The organism is Bacillus cereus group sp. N6, assembly GCF_016483705.1.
In the GTDB taxonomy this organism is placed as follows: domain Bacteria; phylum Bacillota; class Bacilli; order Bacillales; family Bacillaceae_G; genus Bacillus_A; species Bacillus_A wiedmannii.
Window position 1 is genome coordinate 23,346 of the sequence record NZ_JAEHBI010000048.1, and the last position, 18,279, is coordinate 41,624.

Consider the following 18,279-nt stretch of genomic DNA (forward strand, 5'->3'; position numbering starts at 1 on the left):
CCTTGGTCACCCTCTCTTTTTACTAACAGCTACTCCATCACCAATTGGGAAAATCGTTGTATCATATCCTTCATGGTTCATAAGCCATTCATTGTACGTCTTAATACGACGGATTAAACCACGTGTACGTCTGTTTTCAATTTTCTCTTTTGTCGTTACAAGACCATGGTACATAACATTATCTGAAATAATTACCCCACCAGGGTTTAATAACGGTTCATATAAGTCAAAAAAGCGACGATATTGTCCTTTTGCTGCATCAATAAAAATAACGTCAAACGTTCCATGTTCTTCTACTTGCTCACCTGTTTCTAACGCATCACCGTAAATAACAGAAATACGCTCTTTAACTGATGAACGTTCTATATATTCAAGTGCTTTTTCATATCGCTCACGATTGCGTTCAACTGTCACAATGCGAGAATTTGGAATAGCTTGCATCATACGAATACTAGAATAACCAATTGCTGTACCAAGCTCTAAAATGCTTTTTGGTCCAATTAAACGTAAAAATTGCAACATAAATTCCATTCCAAGTCGATCCATAATCGGCACATGATTTTCTTTCGCATAATCTTCCATTTCAAGAATTAATTTATCTTTCGGATCAATAAATGATAATAGGTACTCGTTAACTGCATCCTCCATAATGGTCCTCCTTATTTACATGGAGAAGTGCCTCTATGACGTCTTTTCACACATAGAATGCAATAAAAATACAAGCCAGCTTCATCCTTAGCTTGTACGTCCCGTTTTGATATTAAAAACGATTCTTCTGCCAGTTTTTAACCCGATATATTTTACCACAAAAAAGAGGGATGTGCGACATTTTTCGCTATCCCTCCCCATTTCACTGTTTTTTCGTAATATATTTTTGCTTTAATGCATTATGCTCTTCCAATGTTTTCGCATAGTACACTTCACCAGTTGGTGCAGCTAAGAAATAATAATAATCTGTTTGTGCAGGCTCTAACGCCGCTTCCACTGAATGTTTACCAGAGTTTGCAATCGGACCAACCGGCAATCCTTTCACAACATACGTATTGTACGGTGAGTTTACCTTTAAATCTTCGTATAATACACGTTGTTTATGCTTTCCAAGTGCATATAATACCGTTGGATCAGTTTGCAGGGGCATACCTTTTTCCAAACGATTATAAAAGACACTAGAGATTTTTTGACGATCTGTAAAGCCTGTTGCCTCTTCTTCAATAAGTGAAGACAATGTTAAAAGCTGATGAACATCCCAGTTTTTCGCTTTCATTTTTGCCTCGTTTTGAACAATGATTGCATTCGTTTTCTCAAGCATTGGAATTACAATTTCTTCTAACGTCGTATCTTTTTTATAGAAAGAGTACGTCGCAGGATATAAATAACCTTCTAATAGATATTTAATATTGCTATCAAAGATTTTATCCGTTAACAACTTCGGATACTTTTGCTGCATTTTTTGAATAAATGCTTTATCGTTTAATTGACGTACGACATCATCTTTATTCCACTTTAATTCGTTTGCAACCGTTTCTGCAATTTCAGTTACTTGTGCACCTTCTTTTATCGTCACTTTATAAAGAGCTGGACGATGTACATTACCAGATGACATTTGTTCAATAACATCTGAGGCACTCATTGAAGGATTTAATAAATATGTACCCGCTTGTAAATTTTTAGATTTAGCCTTTGTATAAAAACTAAAAACTGTACCGTTTTTCACAGCACCTTTTTCTTCTAAAATCTCACCAATTTTACTAGTAGATGATCCTTTTGGAATTTCTACTTCAATCTCTTTTTTATTCCCGCTATCAACTGGTCCTAATGCGGATGAAATATACGCATAGACTGAACCACAAACTAAAAGCAGTGCAATAATCGAAAATAAAAAAAGACGTCTACGCTTTTTTTTCACTTGATTCTCTATCAACACTCTTCCTCCTTAATTAAATTGTAGACCGTATGTATATCTTTCTATACAACACGATATAAAAACACAATAAATTTATTTATCTTTTTTTAGATAGACATTTTATTTTTCTACAATCCGTCTCATTATACTACAAAGGATTACACGGTTTCGACAAAAAATCTTTCATTTTACATATAAAAAAAGGTGGACTATATGTCGTCCACCTTTTCAGTACTTATTATTCAGCTTCTTGCTCATCAGCTAGAGTGTTGAACATTTCTTGTACCATTTCCCACTCTTCTTCAGATTCGATTGGAAGTAAACTTCCGCCCTCTTCTTCATTTTGCTCATAAGCCATTGCATCATAAATTGGGTCTCCATCTTCGTCTACTTCACCGATTGGAGAGAAGACTACGTATGATTTTTTGCCAAATTTTTCAGCATCAAAAGTGAAAATAATTTCACATAAATGTTCGTTACCTTTTTCGTCTACAATTGTAATTTGATTTTCTTCCATTTTGGTCACCTCTTATTTACTATCTAAAAATCCTTGTAAGATTACGACTGCAGCCATCTTATCGATTACCTGTTTTCGCTTCTTACGACTCACATCAGCTGAAATGAGCAGACGTTCCGCTGCCATCGTTGACAAACGCTCGTCCCACATTACAACTTCTAATTGTAACAGATTTCGCAGGTTTTCTGCAAATTGCTGGCACGCTTCACCACGTGGGCCAATTGTACCATTCATATTTTTAGGTAAACCTACTACTATTTTGTCCACATTGTACTGCTTTACTAACTCAGAAATACGGTCAAAACCAAAGTGGCCTCGTTCTTCGTTAATCCTGATTGTTTCCAGCCCTTGCGCTGTCCAGCCCATTTCGTCGCTCATTGCAACTCCGACTGTTTTTGTACCTACATCTAAACCTAATATCCGCATAAACTACTCCTCACGATGATGTTTCAAGTACGACTTCACAAGCTCTTCAATTAACTCATCACGTTCAAGCTTGCGAATGATGCTTCGTGCATCTTTATGGCGAGGTATGTATGCTGGGTCTCCACTTAATAAATAACCGACGATTTGGTTAATCGGATTATAGCCTTTTTCTTGAAGTGCATCATACACAGTTAAAAGTACATCATTTACATGGACACTCTGTTTTTCATCTTGAATGCTAAACTTCATTGTTTTATCAAAACCGTCCATTTCAAGCACCTCACTTATATAGTAAGTATAGGGAGAAGAACTTCTCCTCTCCCTACCATTGTACACTACTATCTCTTTATTTTGAAACAGATTTAACGTACTCTTGTACAAATGCTAAAGCTTCCTCAACTTGCGCTGGGTTTTTACCGCCTGCTTGAGCCATGTCAGGACGGCCACCACCACCGCCGCCACAACGAGAAGCTACTTCTTTCACAAGTTTACCAGCATGGTAACCTTGGCTAATTAAATCTTTCGTTACGCCAGCTAAGATGTTTACTTTATCATCATTTACAGACGCTAATACGACAACTGCAGACTCTAATTTATTTTTCAGGTCATCCATCATCGTACGTAAGTTGTTCATATCTGCAACGTTTACTTTCGCTGCTAATACGTTTACGCCATCAACTGTCATTACTGAATCAGTTAAGTTTCCAGCTTCAATATTGCTTAATTTTGCAGCAAGAGATTCGTTTTCTTTTTGAAGTTGTTTTACTTCAGCAAATAAACCATCCACTCTTGTTAAAATATCTTTCGGGTTTGTTTTCATTTTTCCTGCTGCTTCTTTTAATAAACCTACTTGATCGTTCATTAATTCGTATGCAGATTTACCAGTTACTGCTTCAATACGACGCGTTCCTGCACCGATACCAGACTCAGCAACGATTTTGAAAATACCAATTGAAGCTGTGTTATCAACGTGACAACCACCGCAAAGCTCTAAGCTATAATCGCCTACTTGTACAACGCGTACAACATCACCGTATTTTTCACCGAATAATGCCATTGCGCCCATTTCTTTCGCTTCTTCAATTGCTTTTTGAGAAATCTCAACATCAATACTTTCCCAAATTTTCTCGTTTACCATACGCTCAATTTTTTCTAATTCGTCAGCTTGTACTTGACCGAAGTGAGAGAAATCAAAGCGTAAACGTTCAGAAGTTACAAGAGAACCTGCTTGGTTAACATGCGTTCCAAGTACGTCTTTTAATGCTTGGTGTAGTAAGTGAGTTGCTGTATGGTTTTTCACAACGCTACTACGGTTTTTCGTGTCGATAATAGCTTTCACAGCCGCATCTTTCGTTAATGTACCTTCTTCAACAACAACTTTGTGTAAGTTTTGACCATTTGGTGCTTTTTGTACGTCTTTTACAAGTACTTTCACGCCGTCAGCAAGAAGGTAACCACGGTCTGCAATTTGTCCACCGCTCTCAGCATAGAATGGTGTTACATCAAGCATTAATTGCCCTTCTTCACCAGCTTGTAAGCTATCTGTGTATTCGCCGTTTTTCACAAGTGCAACAACGTTACTTTCTGTTGCAACTGTACCGTAACCAACGAACTCGCTCGCTACTTTCACTTCTCCAAGGACACCGCCTTGAACTTGCATAGAATCAACGTCTTGACGAGCAGCACGTGCGCGCTCACGTTGTTTTTCCATTTCACTTTCAAAGCCTTCCTGATCAACTGTCATACCAGCTTCTTCTGCATATTCTTCTGTTAATTCAATCGGGAAACCATATGTGTCATATAGACGGAACGCATCTACTCCAGAAATAACAGTTGTTTTTTCTTCTTTTGCTTTTGTGATAACTTCAGCTAAAATTGCTTCCCCATCATGAAGTGTTTCATGGAAACGCTCTTCTTCATTTTTCACAACTTTTGCTATGAAATCTTTCTTTTCAAGTACTTCTGGGTAGAAGTCTTTCATTACCTCTCCAACAACCGGCACTAATTCAAACATGAATGGACGGTTGATGTTTAATTTCTTCGAATAACGAACCGCGCGGCGTAATAAACGACGTAATACATAACCACGGCCTTCGTTAGATGGAAGAGCACCGTCACCTACAGCAAATGTTACTGTACGGATATGGTCAGCAATTACTTTAAACGCCATATCTTTTTCTAAGTCACCATTACGATACTTCTCACCAGAAATTGATTCTGTTGCGCCAATCATCGGCATGAATAAGTCTGTATCAAAGTTTGTAGGTACATCTTGAACGATAGATGTCATACGCTCTAGACCCATCCCTGTATCGATATTTTTCTTAGGAAGCGGTGTATATGAACCGTCTGGATTATGGTTAAATTGAGAGAATACAAGGTTCCATACTTCTAAGTAACGCTCGTTTTCTCCGCCTGGATATAATTCTGGGTCACTAAAGTCATTACCATAAGCTTCTCCGCGGTCATAGAAAATCTCTGTATTCGGTCCGCTTGGTCCTTCACCGATATCCCAGAAGTTTTCTTCTAAACGGATGATGCGCTCTTTTGGAACACCCATTTTTTCATTCCAAATTGTGAATGCTTCTTCATCTTCTGGATGGATTGTAACTGATAGTAATTCTTTATCGAATCCGATCCATTTGTCGCTCGTTAAGAATTCCCAAGCCCAAGTAATTGCTTCTTCTTTAAAGTAATCACCGATTGAGAAGTTTCCTAACATTTCAAAGAATGTATGGTGGCGAGCTGTTTTCCCTACGTTTTCAATATCGTTTGTACGAATTGATTTTTGGGCATTTGTAATACGTGGATTTTGCGGGATTACACGTCCATCAAAATATTTTTTTAATGTCGCTACACCACTGTTAATCCATAACAGAGATGGATCTTCATGCGGAACTAGTGATGCACTAGGTTCTACTGCATGTCCTTTTTCTTGGAAAAAGTCTAAAAACATTTGACGAATTTGTGCGCCTGTTAGTTGTTTCATTGTATTTTCCTCCTTAAATATAAAAAACTCCCGCCCCTATAAAAGGGACGAGAGTTAACTCGCGATACCACCCTAATTATGAATTGATTATTATAACAATCAATTCATCACCTCATGGTGCCGTAACGTGGCAAGACGGCAGTGATTAGCTGCTCTCAGGATTAGCTTTCTGTTACCCTTCATTTAAAGCTTCTTTCAGCCATATGGAAGCTTCTCTCTATAAATGGACTGTAACGTACTTTTTCCGTCATTGATTTAATGTATTATATGACTAAATATAATAGAATTCTCTTAAGTTTGTCAATGTAGATAATCATTTATATTGCATTAACCATAGTTATTCTACTATTCATTCTTAACAGCCTTTCAATATATTATGCATTTATTAATAAATTGTACTACCTCTATATTTTTTTCAGAATATTATTTTTTTGTTATAATTAAATTATCAATAATAAAGGAGTGAGCAAAATGACAACTTTATTGAACAAGGCTAAAAACATATTAACGACTGACGAAACGATATTATTTTACACTGCATGTTCATTAGATATATTTATTTATCGTTCCGTTGCAAGACCAGGACTGTTAATTTTAACGAACAAACGGCTCTTCTTTTATGGACCAGATGTAAGTAAGAACCCAATATTTGAAGAGTACTCTTTTGCAAACATTTCTAATCTAAAAGAGCAAAAGCGGCTTTTCAGCAATCAAATTATATTTATGTACGATAATGAATGGAAAAAAATAAAGCATATTCAAACAAATGATGTAAGCTCTCTCGTTCAACAAATACACGAGCAACTCTCTAAATAATGAAAGCCCTCTACTTTTATAAGTAGAGGGCTTTCATATTACACATCTTCTTTTTTCCAAAGAGGTCTTACATGAACAATCACTGTACGAATAACCGCTAAAATTGGAACTGATATTAGTAATCCTACAATCCCAGCTATCTCTCCTCCAACTAGTAATGCAAGCATAATAATAACAGGATGCATACGAAGTGACTTACCAACGATGTAAGGTGATAAAATGTTACTTTCCAAAAACTGCAAAATAGCAATCGTAATTCCCGCCTTAATGAGTAAACTCGTTGATACCGTTGCCGCAATCATCAATGTCGGAATCGCCCCTAAAATAGGACCGAAGTACGGGATTATATCCGTTACCCCAATAATAATGCCGAGTAATAGTGGATATTTCATACCGATAAACCAAAAGGAAAGAACAGATACTCCCCCTAATACTAAGCAAACAAATAACTGTCCTCGAATATAACTTCCGAGTGACTTATCAATTTCTTTCGCCAGCATTTGCCCTGTACTACGCCACTTACTTGGGACTAGTTTCCAAAAGATGTGATAAAATTCACCGTAATCTTTTAATATGTAAAATACAATGAACGGTATTAAGAAAATAATAAGCAACGAATCCAGTACGCCACGAGCCGTACTCATCACTTTATTTAAAAGTGATTGTATCTTCGTTTCTACACCAACAAAAATTTGTTTCACCTTTTCATGAATAAATGATGGGAAATTTGCTGTTTGTTCTGTGACGCCATCCATCCAAGAATCATACATTTTTGTAAACTGCGGAAATTGTTCATTAATCTCTTGTAACTGTTTAATAACAACTGGCGTTCCTTTATAAATCCCATAACCAATTCCGCCAAAGAAAAGGATGTAAATAAGCAAGATAGCAAGTGTACGTGGCATCCCCTCTTTATGAATTTTTTCAATTAAAGGATGCAATAAATACGCAATAAAGCATGCAATAAGAAACGGTGTAATTGCCACTTTAAATACAAAAATAATCGGTGCCCATAGCGGCTTAATTTTTAAAAAGACAAGTAAACAAAGAAATACAAGTAACAATAACCCTAAACGATATATCCAAATGATTTTAAGATTCTTCACACGAAAAACCTCCTCCACCTTTATTTTGAAAATAAACAGGGTAGGTTATGTGCAAAAGTTTTAAAATCTTTTCGTGCAGACCATACTGTTTTGTAAAGACATACATATACATAACATAACAAGGACAACCACCCCTGAGAATGCAGCATGAAACAATATAATCAGGAGGGCTAATAATGGTTTTATTTATGCTCGTATTATCAGCACTTTTTATGATTCTTGAATGGGTTTGTATCGGGTTTGGGATTTGGAAAGGTTTCTTTATTCGTTCCTCCCGAAAAGAAAGGGCGAAGCAGTTATTTCATTACGGAATGCTTGGCGTTGGATGTTACGGCCTATCGTATCTCTTCTCTGAAATTGGACTTTTATATTTACATACAAGTGCATAAAAAAACTCCCTTATTATGAAGGGAGTTTTTTGCGCTTATAAATAAGATTTAATCATCTTACGTGCTTTTTTCATATTGCGTTTTGAAAATACATCTTGCTTGCGAGCATATTGATATGCTGCCGCTCCAACACCTAATGCGATTAATGAATTGCGTAGATTCAAAGTAAATCCCCCTTTTCGTTATCCGATCGTTCTTTCGTTCTCATCAAATAAATCATCAAGAGAGCTTAATGAACCATCTTCCTCTACTTGATGCGTATGGATTTTCCCTTTTGAAACCGATAATTCGATATAACAATTCCAGCAATAAAATTGGTTGACACCTATTTTTCCAATGTCTTTCCCTTTGCAATTTGGACAAATGAACATATGGCTTTCATCTCCTTACAGTCTCCCAGATTCTATTCGCCATTATGTCCAAACCGCATTCATTTATACATTACTGGAGCCTTTCAACGATATACGTTTGAAAGTTTCACTATATAATTTCACCTTGTTACATGAAATCATACGGTGAAATGTTTTCCACGTCCATTTCTTCGCCATTAACTGTTACCATCTGTACTTCTCCTTGTGATTCTTGCAAACGATTCGCTAAAGTCGTTTGACGCATTGCATCATCAAGGCGATTTACACCAGATTGGAAAGCTGCTTCCTCCCCGCAAATAATGAGGAACTTTTTACTTCTTGTAATACCAGTGTAAATTAAATTACGACGTAACATACGATTGTAACTTTTCACTATCGGCATAATCACAATCGGAAACTCACTACCTTGCGATTTATGAATCGAACAGCAATAGGCATGTGTAATTTGATTTAAGTCTGGCTTTGTATACGTTACCTCAATTCCATCAAATGAAACGATAATCATATCTTGTTGTTCAACGTTCTCTTTCGCATAAAACACCGAAACAATTTCTCCGATATCACCATTAAACACTTGGCTCTCCGGTTGATTAACGAGTTGCAGTACTTTATCGCCTCTTCGGTATACAACATCACCGTAAGCAATTTCTTTACTCTTTTCCCTTTTCGGATTAAACACTTCTTGCAACGCTTCGTTTAGTACATTAATACCGGCAGGGCCACGATACATCGGGGCCAGTACTTGTACATCTCTTGCGCTAAACCCTTTTGTCTTAGCATTTTCACAAACCTTCTTAACAACCTCAACAATTTGAGCTCCTGTACAGCCGATAAATGAACGATCTTTTTGATTTTGCGCTAAATCTGGTGGAAGCGTTCCATTTTTTATCGCATGGGCGAGTTGAATAACAGATGAGCCTTCCGCTTGACGATAAATTTCAGTAAGCTTCACTGTTGGAACTGCACCTGCATTCAATAAATCTTTCAACACTTGTCCAGGTCCTACAGATGGTAATTGATCTTCATCACCTACAACGATAACTTGAATGTTAGTCGGCAATGATTTAAACAGCTGATTTGCAAGCCAAATATCAACCATTGAAAATTCATCAATAATAAGCAATTTCCCTTGTACCGGATCCGTTTCATTACGCTGGAAAGACCCTTCTGGGGTCCAGCCAAGTAAACGGTGAATTGTACAAGCTGGAAGCCCTGTTGATTCACTCATTCGCTTCGCTGCTCTTCCTGTTGGGGCCGTTAATAATATCGGAAATGGATTATCGTCACTGTATTCATTCGGATTTAACGATAGCCCGTGAAGTGACGCATACATTTCAACAATTCCTTTAATAACTGTTGTTTTCCCTGTTCCTGGTCCACCTGTCAATAACATCATCGGTTTATGAAGTGCCGTTTGAATCGCTTCTTGTTGAAACGGTGCATACTGTACATTCAGTTGTTCTTCAATTTGACCTAACGTCTTTAACACTTCTGCTTCAGGAAATGAGGGTGTTTCCTCCTGATTCATAAGCCTGTGAATAGACTTTACAACACCTTTTTCTGAGTAGAATAACGATGCTAAATACACTCGTTCTTCTTCTATGATAACTTTCCCTTCACTTTGCATCATTTCAACGCAAGCTACAATGTCTTCCTCGGTCACTCTTCCTTCTTGATTATTTAAAAGTGACATCGTTTCTCTTACAAGTTGATTTTTTCCCATATAAACATGACCAAGTTGCAAAGAAACATTCTCTAACGTATAAAAACAACCCGCACGTACACGGTCATCATGATTACCCGATATACCTAACGCACGTCCTATATCATCCGCTCTTCCAAATCCAATCCCGTCCACTTCTTCAATAAGCTTATACGGATTATTACGAATCACTTCTAATGTCATCTCTTTATATTGCTGGTAAATCTTAATAGAAAGCTTCGTTCCAAAACCGTAACCATTTAAAAAACTCATTACTTTCTCTAGTCCTTGATGTTCAACAATTGTCTCATATATTTCTTGAGCTTTTTGCTTATTGACAACACCATTTAACGCATCTGGATCATCCATAATTTTAGAGATGGCATGTTCCCCAAGATGATCCACAATTTTTTCAGCTGTACGCTTTCCTATCCCTTTAAATAAATCACTCGCTAAATATTGCACCATACCAGCTTTTGTTTGCGGCAATTCTTTCTTAAATGTTTCAACTAAATATTGTTTCCCATACTTCGGATGGTCTTTAAAATGCCCTGTCAATGTAAACACTTCATCTTCATGCATGCGGGGAAAATGACCGTTTATCATCACTTTTTTTTCGTCGTACGTTTCATTCGTCTCAATGACTTTCATACTGACAACGGAATAGAGGTTTTCTTCGTTGTGGAAAATGGTGTGAAGAACTTGCGCTTTTATAAACTTTTTATCTTCCTCAAACAAATCCATTGCATGTTGATTTCCCATCTTTCCTCTCCTTTCCGGTTCGTTTCACTTTAATGAGCAGTACATCCCCCACCTATTTAGATGAGGGATAACTACCCATTAAACTATATTTTCATCTTATTCAGCTTCTTGCTCCAATAAACGAACACCATTACCAGCTAAAAAGTGATCTGGCTGAATTTCAGTTGCTTTCTTAAATAAAGTAAGAGCCTTCTCGTTATTTTCTTCAAATACGTACGCAACACCTAAATTATAATACGCATCTGCATGCTCTTCATCCATTTCTAATACCTTTTCAAAATAAGGTTTCGCCTCTTGAATATGTTCTAAACGTGCAAAGCAAAGTCCGCACTGGAACACAGCCTCTACATCGTTTTCATCTAATTCTGTTGCTCTTTGTAAAAATGGAAGTGCAAGACGATCATTTCCAAGCTGCACATGTGTAATACCTAACATAAATGTTACATCAGCTGATTGTAATCCCGCTTGCATCGCTTGTTCAAATACAGCCTTTGCCTCTGCAAATTGCTCTTGACCGTAATATACATTTCCTAATCCATAATAAGCAGCCGCAGATTTATCATCTAATTCTAATGCACGTTTATAAAATAAAATTGCTCTTTCACTATCACCTAGTACATCTAATAAGTTCGCAAAATTAATGTATCCAAGCGCATCTTTCGGATTTTCTTCGATTGCTTCTGTGAAATTTTTAGCAGCTTCTTCCCAGTTTCCTTCTTGCATATATTGAATACCTGTTTCAAGTTTGTTTGACATGTCCTTCACCTCTACAACAAATTATAACAAAGAATGTATTTTCCAAGCGAAAGAAAATTCGCTTTATGTAAAAGAAACCTCTAACCGCTAATCGGCAGAGGCTTCTCATTTTATCCTAAATAATCCAATTTCTTACCACTACGATATACTTCATCAATTGTAGCACCGCCTAAGCACTCATCTCCATCATAGAAAACAACTGCTTGTCCTGGTGTAATTGCACGAATTGGCTCATCACAAAGAATACGAACTGTATTTTCATCAACGATTTGAACCGTTACTTTATTGTCTTCTTGACGATAACGGAATTTCGCTGTGCACTTAAATTCTTTTTCTTTCGCTTCATTACTTACCCAGCCGATATTCGTAGCAATAACTTCATCACCATATAGAAGCTCGTTATGGAATCCTTGATCAACATATAAAATGTTTTCTTTCAAGTTTTTCCCAACAGCAAACCACGGATCACCGTTACCACCAATACCAAGGCCATGACGTTGTCCAATTGTATAGTACATTAAACCGTCATGCTTCCCTTTCACTTCACCAGATAATGTTTGCATCACACCTGGTTGCGCTGGTAAATAGTTGCTTAAGAAATCTTTAAAGTTACGCTCACCGATAAAGCAAATACCAGTACTATCTTTCTTCGCCGCTGTCGCTAAACCAGCTTCTGTCGCCATTTCACGAATTTGCGGTTTCTTTAATTCACCTAATGGGAACATTGTTTTTGATAATTGCTCTTGGCTTAATTGATTCAAGAAATACGTTTGGTCTTTATTATCATCAACGCCGCGAAGCATTTTATATTCACCGTCCATATAAGCAACGCGTGCATAATGACCTGTCGCTACATAATCAGCACCAAGCGCAATCGCATGCTCTAAAAATGCTTTAAATTTAATTTCTTTGTTACACATTACATCTGGGTTTGGTGTACGACCAGCTCGGTACTCATCTAAGAAGTACGTAAATACTTTATCCCAGTATTGTTTTTCAAAGTTTACTGCATAATATGGAATGCCAATTTGGTTACACACTTCAATTACATCATTGTAATCTTCTGTTGCTGTGCAGACACCATTCTCATCTGTATCATCCCAGTTTTTCATAAAAATTCCGATTACATCATAACCTTGCTCTTTTAATAAAAGAGCTGCTACAGATGAATCGACGCCACCGGACATCCCGATGACAACGCGTGTTTCTTGAGGTAGTTTGTTCATCATGTCACCTCCCATGCTAATTTTGTGTTAATCGCTTCACGATTTTCACTGTTTCGTACGCCGCTTTCTCAATTTGCTCTTTCGTATTTCCAAGTCCGAAACTAAAGCGTACGGATGAACGTATTTGATCGGAGTCTTTTCCGAACATCGCTACTAATACATGTGATGGATCAATCGAACCAGCTGTACACGCCGAGCCACTTGACACTGCAATGCCAGCTATATCTAAGTTCACAAGGAACGGTTCAATGTTCATTCCTGTAAAACTGATATTAAGCACATGTGGTAAGCGATATTCTAAGTTTCCGTTTACCTCGAAAGTAATGTCTTCATTTTTGAAGACAGATACCATTATATCTTTAAACTCTTCATATTGGGCATTTTTTTGCTCACGCGTTTTTTCAGCTAACAAAATTGCATGTTGCAAACCAACGATACTCGGTACATTTTCAGTACCAGCACGGCGTTTTCTTTCTTGCTCCCCGCCTATTAATAACGGTTCAAATTTCACATTTGCACCAGCATATAGGAACCCTACACCTTTTGGTCCATTAATTTTATGAGCTGAAATCGATAATAAATCAATGCCGAACTCTTTCACATCTATTTCTACTAATCCGTAAGCTTGTACCGCATCTGTATGAAAATAAGCTTGATGCTCTTTTAGCAACTTCCCTATTTCCGCGATTGGTTGCATCGTCCCGACTTCATTATTCCCAAACATAACGGATACGAGAATCGTCTCTTCTGTTAATGCATTTTGTATGTCAGAAACTTGAACGCGTCCTGTTTCATCAACAGGTAAATATGTCACTTCAAACCCTTCGCGCTCTAACAATTCACACGTATGCAAAATTGCATGATGTTCAATTCGCGTCGTTATAATATGGTTACCTTTATGACGATTCGCACGTGCTACACCTATAAGCGCTAAATTATCAGCTTCTGTACCACCGCTCGTAAATATAATTTCATTCGGATTCGCATGAATGCTACGTGCTCCCGCGCGTCTCGCCTCATCTACTGCATGGCGCGTTTGACGTCCATAAAAGTGAATACTAGACGGGTTCCCGAATGTTTCTGTCATATATGGAATCATCTTTTCGACCACTTCTGGGTGAGTCGGAGATGTCGCAGCATGATCTAAGTAAATGCGTTCCATTAAATCTCCTTCTTTCCAAATCGTTTCACAAGGAATTAAATGTAAAACATATAGCCCCCGTGATTTTCTTCCTCATAACGTACTAAATCTTCTAACGTTGTACTATCTAACACTTCTTGCACCGCATCACGAACACGCATCCATAATTGGCGTTGTGCCGGTTCCTCTTCTTCTATCATTTCTACAACACTAATCGGACCCTCTAATACACGGATTACATCCCCAGCTGTAATGTTAGCTGGCTGATCAGACAATACATATCCGCCATATGCCCCGCGCGTACTCTTTACTAGACGAGCGTTACGAAGTGGTGAAATTAATTGCTCTAAGTAATGTTCCGATAAATCATGTGCCTGCGCAATTGATTTTAAGGAAATTGGACCTTCACCAAACTTTTTTGCAAGATCGATCATAATTGTTAAGCCGTAGCGGCCTTTCGTTGAAATCTTCATCTATTTTGCACCTCTTTTCAAATTTTCACTTCTATTGGTTATATCTTATTTATAAAAGAACACAATTTAAAATCCTATGAAATTATAGCATAATATAGTATTATAAGAAATTTCAACTTGTGTATCAAAATGATAACATAAAATCACATTGAAAAACTCGGAAATTATTACAATTGAAAGAAAAATGAAAATATTTATATTCATTTTTCCCACAAAACAGCATCCTATTTCAAATTCCACTAAAAAAAATGATACGATAGAAAGAGATTATACATTAAGGGAGACGGTAAAAATGAAACAGCCACTCGCACATCGAATGCGCCCTACAAATATTCAAGAAATTATCGGACAACAACATTTAGTTGGTGAAGGAAAAATTTTATGGCGAATGGTCCAAGCAAATCATTTTCAATCTATGATTTTATACGGCCCTCCAGGCACAGGAAAAACATCCATTGCGAGCGCAATTGCAGGAAGTACTGGAACCCCTTTTCGCCTATTAAACGCTGTTACTCATAATAAAAAAGATATGGAAGTTGTTGTACAAGAAGCAAAGATGCATCGACACCTCGTTTTAATTTTAGATGAAGTACACCGTCTAGATAAAGCAAAACAGGATTTTCTATTACCTCATTTAGAAAGCGGACTCCTTACCTTAATCGGTGCAACAACGAGTAATCCGTTCCATGCTATTAATTCTGCTATTCGAAGTCGTTGTCAAATCTTCGAATTACACGCATTAACAGAAGATGATCTTTTAATTGGCTTAAAACGAGCACTTGAAGATAAAGAAAAAGGTCTTGGGGAATATGATGTAACGGTTACGTCGGAAGCATTACATCACTTTGCAAATGCATCTGGTGGAGATATGCGTTCTGCTTATAATGCACTTGAACTAGCTGTTTTATCTAGCTTTACAACGGACGAAAAAGCTGCGGTAATTACGCTAGAAATTGCAGAAGAATGCTTGCAAAAAAAGAGCTTCGTTCACGACAAAGGTGGAGATGCTCATTATGACGTATTATCGGCATTTCAAAAATCGGTGCGCGGAAGTGATGTAAATGCAGCACTTCATTATTTAGCACGTCTTATTGAAGCTGGTGATTTACAAAGCATTGGTAGACGTCTTCTTATTATGGCATATGAAGATATCGGACTTGCTAGCCCACAAGCCGGACCGCGTACACTAGCAGCTATAGAATCAGCGGAACGAGTTGGATTCCCGGAGGCACGCATACCACTTGCAAATGCTGTTATCGAGCTTTGCTTATCACCAAAATCAAACTCAGCTTACAAAGCACTTGATACTGCATTACACGATTTACGTAACGGTCAAACAGGCGACATTCCAAGTCATTTAAAAGATAGTCATTACAAAGGCGCAGAATCACTTGGAAGAGGCATTGGATACTTGTATCCACACGACCATCCAAATGGATGGGTACAACAACAATACTTACCTGATAAAATAAAAAACAAACAATATTATAAACCGAAAACGACAGGGAAATTTGAGCAAGCACTTTCTACTGTATATGAAAGATTACAAAGTTCGAATAAAACGAAAAATAAAGGGTAACCTAAGCGAAAACGTCACCATTATGGAGGCTTCGCTTATGAAAACACGTCAAGATGCATGGACAAAAGAAGACGATCTCCTTTTAGCAGAAACTGTTTTACGACATATTCGCAGCGGTAGCACACAAATAAAAGCATTCGATGAAGTCGGCGATACATTGAACCGCACTTCCGCAGCTTGCGGATTTAGATGGAATGCTGAAGTAAGACCGAATTACGAAGATGCGGTGCAACTTGCAAAAAAACAACGTAAAGAATTAAAACGCTCTGAAGCTAAAATAGAAAAAGAGCATTTCACGCAAACGAAACAACTCGTAATTGATGCCGAGTTTTCAGAAGATATTATGCCAAACAAACAGGATCTTACAATGCAACATGTCATCTCGTTTTTGCAAAACTTAGAGCATACCAACCCTTCACTCGCAAAGTTACAAACTGAAAATGAAGTATTACAAGCTCAGCTCACGACTTTGAAAAAAACGAATCATGAACTGGAAGCAAAATTAGCGGTACTCTCAAAAAAACAACAAGCAATCGAAGAAGATTATGCAATGCTTGTTAGAATTATGGACCGTGCTCGAAAACTCGTTTCGGTTGAAGAACAAGAGGAACAGATCGCTCCAATTTTCAAAACAGATCAAAATGGAAATTTAGATATTATTTATTCTGCAGAGAATTAAAAAGGATGTCACCTAGTCGGGGTTTCTGACTGTGTGGCATCTTTTTTTCTTCGGTAAAAATAATATTTGTGAATATAATTATATAGATTTATAGAAAAAATTGACAACAATAGACCTCAAGTTCACACAAGGAAACACCAGGGAATAATTGGATATTACTTACTTAAATGTTACTATAAAGATATATGTTTGAAAGGAGATGGTTGCTATTTCATTAATAGTCTTCAAAATAACACTCGGTATTCTCGTTCTAATATTAGGCCTTTTTACCATTAAGAGTTTAAAAAAGACTTCCGCCTATAAGTCGGATAAATACGATTATTCTTTATTAGGATTACTTACATTCGAATTATTAGTATTGCAAATATATGCAATTCTTTAAAACATAATAGAAAAAGCATATACCCTTGACGGATATATGCTTTCTTTTTATTCTTGCCCTACACGCTTCACTTCAACGTTTTTAATACGTTCACGTACAACGTGACTTGCCATGATTAGGCCTGCCACAGATGGTACGAATGCATTTGATGAAGGTGGTAATTTCGCTTTACGAATTTTTGCATTTTCGTCTGGTACGATTTCTTTACGTACTTCTTCACGAATTACGATTGGGTTTTCGTCAGAGAAGACAACTTTTACACCTTTTTTAATACCATCTTTACGAAGCTTCGTACGAATTACTTTCGCAATTGGATCTGTATGTGTTTTAGAGATGTCCGCAATACGGAAACGAGTTGGGTCCATTTTATTTGCTGCACCCATGCATGAGATAATTTTAATTTTTCGACGTAAGCATTGTTTAATTAAATGAATTTTGAACGTAATCGTATCAGATGCATCTACTACGAAATCCAATCCATGTTTGAAGAACTCTTCATATGTTTCATCAGTATAAAACATTTCTAGTCCAATTACTTCACACTCTGGATTAATGTCTGCGATACGCTCTTTCATTAATTCTACTTTTGAACGTCCTACAGTAGATACTAACGCGTGAATTTGACGGTTTACGTTTGTAATATCTACAACGTCTTTATCAACTAATACGAGACGTCCTACGCCAGAACGTGCTAACGCCTCTGCCGAAAATGACCCTACGCCGCCAATTCCTAAAATACCGACTGTACTATTTTTTAATATTTCAAGTCCTTCTTTACCAAAGGCTAATTCATTACGTGAAAATTGATGTAACATTCAGCTCTACACTCCTATTACAAAAATGGTCTATCATGTATTCTAGCGTTTTTCCGACTATTTGTATAGAAAAAGTTATAGAATTCCTAAAAATACATATTTCGAGAATAAAAACATAGTGTAAACCGGCTTTTATTTTTTCCTAAATATCCGTTTAAAAAGGAGGATTCAGAGAACCGAGCAGATCGAGGCACGTATGCTAGGAGGAGCGCAGTGTAGGAGTACTACTCGAGCACCGGACTAGCAT

The 18,279-nt window shown here is 37.2% G+C and carries 19 protein-coding genes and 1 other annotated feature; of the genes, 4 read left to right on the forward strand and 15 right to left on the reverse strand.

Annotated elements, in window-relative coordinates; genetic code table 11:
• Positions 1 to 6: 6 nt before the first annotated feature.
• The 6 genes from JDS99_RS24805 to alaS form a co-directional block, all read right to left on the reverse strand.
• Positions 7 to 648 carry an O-methyltransferase gene (locus tag JDS99_RS24805; RefSeq protein ID WP_046956307.1) on the reverse strand — a complete coding sequence of 214 codons (642 nt, stop codon included), beginning with the start codon at positions 646 to 648 and terminating at the stop codon, positions 7 to 9.
• 202 nt (positions 649 to 850) lie between these two features.
• On the reverse strand, positions 851 to 1,921 hold the full coding sequence (mltG, locus tag JDS99_RS24810; RefSeq protein ID WP_199695874.1) for an endolytic transglycosylase MltG: 1,071 nt from the start codon (positions 1,919 to 1,921) through the stop codon (positions 851 to 853).
• Between the two features lie 220 nt (positions 1,922 to 2,141).
• Positions 2,142 to 2,420: a DUF1292 domain-containing protein gene (locus JDS99_RS24815; RefSeq protein ID WP_000392245.1), complete on the reverse strand. Its 279-nt coding sequence runs from the start codon at positions 2,418 to 2,420 to the stop codon at positions 2,142 to 2,144.
• A gap of 12 nt (positions 2,421 to 2,432) precedes the next feature.
• Complete coding sequence (gene ruvX / locus JDS99_RS24820) at positions 2,433 to 2,846, reverse strand: Holliday junction resolvase RuvX (protein ID WP_001221204.1); 414 nt, start codon at positions 2,844 to 2,846, stop codon at positions 2,433 to 2,435.
• Between the two features lie 3 nt (positions 2,847 to 2,849).
• Positions 2,850 to 3,116, reverse strand: coding sequence for an IreB family regulatory phosphoprotein (locus JDS99_RS24825; protein WP_000348590.1), 267 nt, complete (start codon positions 3,114 to 3,116; stop codon positions 2,850 to 2,852).
• Positions 3,117 to 3,192: 76 nt separating this feature from the next.
• A complete protein-coding gene (alaS, locus tag JDS99_RS24830) occupies positions 3,193 to 5,835 on the reverse strand; it encodes an alanine--tRNA ligase (RefSeq protein WP_000811817.1) in 2,643 nt (880 codons plus the stop codon).
• 40 nt (positions 5,836 to 5,875) lie between these two features.
• Positions 5,876 to 6,095: a binding site (T-box leader), on the reverse strand.
• A 211-nt stretch (positions 6,096 to 6,306) separates the two neighbouring features.
• Here alaS and JDS99_RS24835 point away from each other — a divergent pair.
• Positions 6,307 to 6,651, forward strand: coding sequence for a PH domain-containing protein (locus JDS99_RS24835; protein WP_060488234.1), 345 nt, complete (start codon positions 6,307 to 6,309; stop codon positions 6,649 to 6,651).
• A gap of 38 nt (positions 6,652 to 6,689) precedes the next feature.
• Here the strand turns inward: JDS99_RS24835 and JDS99_RS24840 are convergent, their stop codons facing one another.
• Positions 6,690 to 7,757: an AI-2E family transporter gene (locus JDS99_RS24840; protein ID WP_048541428.1), complete on the reverse strand. Its 1,068-nt coding sequence runs from the start codon at positions 7,755 to 7,757 to the stop codon at positions 6,690 to 6,692.
• Between the two features lie 176 nt (positions 7,758 to 7,933).
• Between JDS99_RS24840 and JDS99_RS24845 the strand changes: the two genes are divergently transcribed.
• Complete coding sequence (locus tag JDS99_RS24845) at positions 7,934 to 8,146, forward strand: hypothetical protein (RefSeq protein WP_000242555.1); 213 nt, start codon at positions 7,934 to 7,936, stop codon at positions 8,144 to 8,146.
• Between the two features lie 35 nt (positions 8,147 to 8,181).
• Here JDS99_RS24845 and JDS99_RS24850 read toward each other — a convergent pair whose 3' ends face one another.
• The 7 genes from JDS99_RS24850 to cymR all read right to left on the reverse strand — a co-directional run bounded on the left by JDS99_RS24850 (position 8,182) and on the right by cymR (position 14,577).
• Positions 8,182 to 8,310, reverse strand: a complete 129-nt coding sequence (locus JDS99_RS24850) for a YrzQ family protein (RefSeq protein ID WP_001053553.1) — start codon at positions 8,308 to 8,310, stop codon at positions 8,182 to 8,184.
• A gap of 18 nt (positions 8,311 to 8,328) precedes the next feature.
• Positions 8,329 to 8,517, reverse strand: coding sequence for a hypothetical protein (locus JDS99_RS24855; protein ID WP_000469281.1), 189 nt, complete (start codon positions 8,515 to 8,517; stop codon positions 8,329 to 8,331).
• Between the two features lie 127 nt (positions 8,518 to 8,644).
• Positions 8,645 to 10,981 carry an SF1B family DNA helicase RecD2 gene (gene recD2 / locus JDS99_RS24860; protein ID WP_088064458.1) on the reverse strand — a complete coding sequence of 779 codons (2,337 nt, stop codon included), beginning with the start codon at positions 10,979 to 10,981 and terminating at the stop codon, positions 8,645 to 8,647.
• Positions 10,982 to 11,077: 96 nt separating this feature from the next.
• Complete coding sequence (locus JDS99_RS24865) at positions 11,078 to 11,737, reverse strand: tetratricopeptide repeat protein (RefSeq protein ID WP_000066396.1); 660 nt, start codon at positions 11,735 to 11,737, stop codon at positions 11,078 to 11,080.
• A 110-nt stretch (positions 11,738 to 11,847) separates the two neighbouring features.
• Positions 11,848 to 12,963, reverse strand: coding sequence for a tRNA 2-thiouridine(34) synthase MnmA (mnmA, locus tag JDS99_RS24870; RefSeq protein WP_001038022.1), 1,116 nt, complete (start codon positions 12,961 to 12,963; stop codon positions 11,848 to 11,850).
• 16 nt (positions 12,964 to 12,979) lie between these two features.
• Complete coding sequence (locus JDS99_RS24875) at positions 12,980 to 14,125, reverse strand: cysteine desulfurase family protein (protein WP_000439914.1); 1,146 nt, start codon at positions 14,123 to 14,125, stop codon at positions 12,980 to 12,982.
• A 35-nt stretch (positions 14,126 to 14,160) separates the two neighbouring features.
• Positions 14,161 to 14,577 (reverse strand): cysteine metabolism transcriptional regulator CymR, encoded by a 417-nt coding sequence (gene cymR, locus JDS99_RS24880; RefSeq protein WP_000704116.1) that lies wholly within the window; start codon positions 14,575 to 14,577, stop codon positions 14,161 to 14,163.
• A gap of 292 nt (positions 14,578 to 14,869) precedes the next feature.
• Here cymR and JDS99_RS24885 point away from each other — a divergent pair, with 292 nt between their 5' ends.
• The gene (locus JDS99_RS24885) at positions 14,870 to 16,156 is read left to right on the forward strand and encodes a replication-associated recombination protein A (RefSeq protein ID WP_098133953.1); all 1,287 of its coding nucleotides are present in this window, start codon (positions 14,870 to 14,872) and stop codon (positions 16,154 to 16,156) included.
• A 37-nt stretch (positions 16,157 to 16,193) separates the two neighbouring features.
• Positions 16,194 to 16,835, forward strand: a complete 642-nt coding sequence (locus JDS99_RS24890) for an RsfA family transcriptional regulator (protein WP_048541421.1) — start codon at positions 16,194 to 16,196, stop codon at positions 16,833 to 16,835.
• Positions 16,836 to 17,264: 429 nt separating this feature from the next.
• Here the strand turns inward: JDS99_RS24890 and JDS99_RS24895 are convergent, their stop codons facing one another.
• Positions 17,265 to 18,032, reverse strand: a complete 768-nt coding sequence (locus tag JDS99_RS24895; RefSeq protein ID WP_000903181.1) for a tRNA threonylcarbamoyladenosine dehydratase — start codon at positions 18,030 to 18,032, stop codon at positions 17,265 to 17,267.
• Positions 18,033 to 18,279 lie beyond the last annotated feature (247 nt).

Bases quoted from the DNA above. Each gene is read 5' to 3' on its own strand.
- recD2 (WP_088064458.1), bottom strand. From the start codon at position 10,981: ATGGGAAATCAACATGCAATGGATTTGTTTGAGGAAGATAAAAAGTTT.
- JDS99_RS24805 (WP_046956307.1), bottom strand. From the start codon at position 648: ATGGAGGATGCAGTTAACGAGTACCTATTATCATTTATTGATCCGAAA.
- JDS99_RS24875 (WP_000439914.1), bottom strand. From the start codon at position 14,125: ATGGAACGCATTTACTTAGATCATGCTGCGACATCTCCGACTCACCCA.
- mnmA (WP_001038022.1), bottom strand. From the start codon at position 12,963: ATGAACAAACTACCTCAAGAAACACGCGTTGTCATCGGGATGTCCGGT.
- alaS (WP_000811817.1), bottom strand. From the start codon at position 5,835: ATGAAACAACTAACAGGCGCACAAATTCGTCAAATGTTTTTAGACTTT.
- JDS99_RS24865 (WP_000066396.1), bottom strand. From the start codon at position 11,737: ATGTCAAACAAACTTGAAACAGGTATTCAATATATGCAAGAAGGAAAC.
- JDS99_RS24855 (WP_000469281.1), bottom strand. From the start codon at position 8,517: ATGTTCATTTGTCCAAATTGCAAAGGGAAAGACATTGGAAAAATAGGT.
- JDS99_RS24815 (WP_000392245.1), bottom strand. From the start codon at position 2,420: ATGGAAGAAAATCAAATTACAATTGTAGACGAAAAAGGTAACGAACAT.
- cymR (WP_000704116.1), bottom strand. From the start codon at position 14,577: ATGAAGATTTCAACGAAAGGCCGCTACGGCTTAACAATTATGATCGAT.
- JDS99_RS24890 (WP_048541421.1), top strand. From the start codon at position 16,194: ATGAAAACACGTCAAGATGCATGGACAAAAGAAGACGATCTCCTTTTA.
- ruvX (WP_001221204.1), bottom strand. From the start codon at position 2,846: ATGCGGATATTAGGTTTAGATGTAGGTACAAAAACAGTCGGAGTTGCA.
- JDS99_RS24885 (WP_098133953.1), top strand. From the start codon at position 14,870: ATGAAACAGCCACTCGCACATCGAATGCGCCCTACAAATATTCAAGAA.
- JDS99_RS24895 (WP_000903181.1), bottom strand. From the start codon at position 18,032: ATGTTACATCAATTTTCACGTAATGAATTAGCCTTTGGTAAAGAAGGA.
- JDS99_RS24845 (WP_000242555.1), top strand. From the start codon at position 7,934: ATGGTTTTATTTATGCTCGTATTATCAGCACTTTTTATGATTCTTGAA.
- JDS99_RS24825 (WP_000348590.1), bottom strand. From the start codon at position 3,116: ATGGACGGTTTTGATAAAACAATGAAGTTTAGCATTCAAGATGAAAAA.
- JDS99_RS24835 (WP_060488234.1), top strand. From the start codon at position 6,307: ATGACAACTTTATTGAACAAGGCTAAAAACATATTAACGACTGACGAA.